At 64.9% G+C, this 1,851-nt stretch carries 2 protein-coding genes; one reads left to right on the top strand and one right to left on the bottom strand.

The window, feature by feature from the left end:
- The coding region (locus A2J03_RS02570; protein WP_156520158.1) for an alpha/beta hydrolase at window positions 1-908 on the top strand (908 nt) is incomplete at its 5' end.
- A gap of 12 nt (window positions 909-920) precedes the next feature.
- On the opposite strand, the gene A2J03_RS02565 is transcribed toward A2J03_RS02570, so the two are convergent.
- Complete coding sequence (locus A2J03_RS02565; RefSeq protein WP_068369319.1) at window positions 921-1,757, bottom strand: PaaX family transcriptional regulator; 837 nt, start codon at window positions 1,755-1,757, stop codon at window positions 921-923.
- Window positions 1,758-1,851: the final 94 nt, after the last annotated feature.

Here is a 1,851-nt window from a genome sequence, read left to right as displayed (position 1 = left end):
CCGTATCGGGTGCAATGCTCTCCGGTGCGCCCCCGATGGAAGACATCTCGATCGAGGACATGCGCGCGCAGGTGCAGATGCAGACCGCGTTCCAGATACCGGGACGAACGGTGACACCGCACGATGTCGCGGGCAAGGGCCTTCGGGTCTATCGCCCCGATCTCGAGGGCCCGCTACCGGTCGTGGTGTTCTATCACGGTGGCGGATTCGTCGCCGGTTCGATCGACGCCGTCGACCCTCTGTGCGGCCATCTGGCCGAGGAGCTCGGGTCGATCGTCGTCTCGGTCGACTATCGCCTTGCGCCCGAACACCCGTACCCGGCCGCCGTGAACGACAGCATCGACGCTGTGCGGTGGACCGTCGAGTCGATCGGTGACTTCGGCGGAGATCCGCGTCGGATCTCGCTGATGGGGGAAAGCGCCGGAGCGCATATGGCGGCGGTCACCGCGCTGGGGGCCCGCGACGAGGGGATCGACCTGGTCGCTCAAGTCCTCGTCTACCCGCCGATCGATCCCGAAGCCGCGACGGCCTCGCTTGTCGAGTTCGCGCACGGTCCGTTCCTGACAGCAGCAGCGGGAGAACGGTTCTGGGATCTCTACCTCGCCGGTGCGGACATCGCGTGGGCGAACTCGCCCAACCGCGCATCGCTGGCCGGCGTCGCACCCGCCATGGTCGTCACCGTCGAGTTGGACGTCCTGCGAGACGAGGGCGAGGACTACGCGCGTCTGCTCGCCGACGCCGGTGTCGAGGTCGAGTGCCATCGCGTCGAGGGCGTGTTCCATGGGGCACTGAGCATGCAGGCGATGATCCCGAAAGCGCGCGAGATAACGGATGTCGTCAGTGGCTTCCTTCGCGATCGAGCGAATAGCGTTGTGGTGGAACAAGAGTTGGTTGCCACCGAGGTCTGAACCGGATTTCGACTACACCTCGATCGAGTCGAGTCCGTGTGATTCGATCTCGGTCGAGGCACGGTCGAGGACGGCATCGAGTGATCGGAACAGCCGGTCCGCGGCGTCGGCCGGCCAGGCGTGAGGTAACAGGGACGCCGGCAGCAACGGATCGGCACGGCCCACGGAAAGCCATTCGGCCTGGAGGCGAATGCGGGCGGCGAAGGCGCCCTCGGCGTCGAACTCGCTCACGTCCTTGGTTGCCCAACGCTCGTGAAATTCCGCGTAGTGCTGGGCAATTCGACCCAGATCGAAGGCTGCTGCGACCAGTGACTCGTCCGTGGTGGGAGGGTGGGTTCGGCCGATCGTCACGGTGAGGTCGGCACCTTCGAAGTCGGTCCCCAGTATTGCTGACACATCGCGGATGCGCGGGGTGACCCACAGCCCGGACGCGGTGCTGCCGAACCCCGCCCATCCGAGTCGGGACCGTGCGCGATGCCGCAGATGGCGTGCATCCTCCGGGACCGAGAGAGCGACCATGGTCCATTGCCCGTCCCACGAGGATTGCTCGGCGGCGCGCCACACCCGTCGTGAACCGTCCGCGAGCACAGCGGATCCGTGCTCGGTGAGCGAATAGAAGGTCTTGCGTCCCGACTTGTGGCGACCCAGCATGCCGCGATCGGTCATGCGAGCAAGGAGTGACCTGGTGGCCGACGGGCCGACGCCCAGCCAGTCGAAGACCTCGACGATCGATGCCCCGCTGACCGCGATCGGCTTCCGCAGCAGGTGCATTCCCATGAAGGCCAGCAGCAGAGACTGTGGAGTGCTGATGATCTCGGCATTGCCCCCTGTGTGTGAGTCACTCTGCATATCGGCAGTGTAGTGACGGTCCGAGATCGTGGATCAAAACTATGCATTTGATTGACGGGACGCAACTATAATGCATAGGATGAGGTTCTGTTCG

The organism is Rhodococcus sp. EPR-157, from assembly GCF_001647195.1.
Lineage (GTDB): Bacteria > Actinomycetota > Actinomycetes > Mycobacteriales > Mycobacteriaceae > Rhodococcoides.
This window is presented reverse-complemented; position numbering and strand designations above follow the sequence as displayed.

Coding starts and splice junctions, on each gene's coding strand:
- A2J03_RS02565 (WP_068369319.1), bottom strand. CDS start 1,757: ATGCAGAGTGACTCACACACAGGGGGCAATGCCGAGATCATCAGCACT.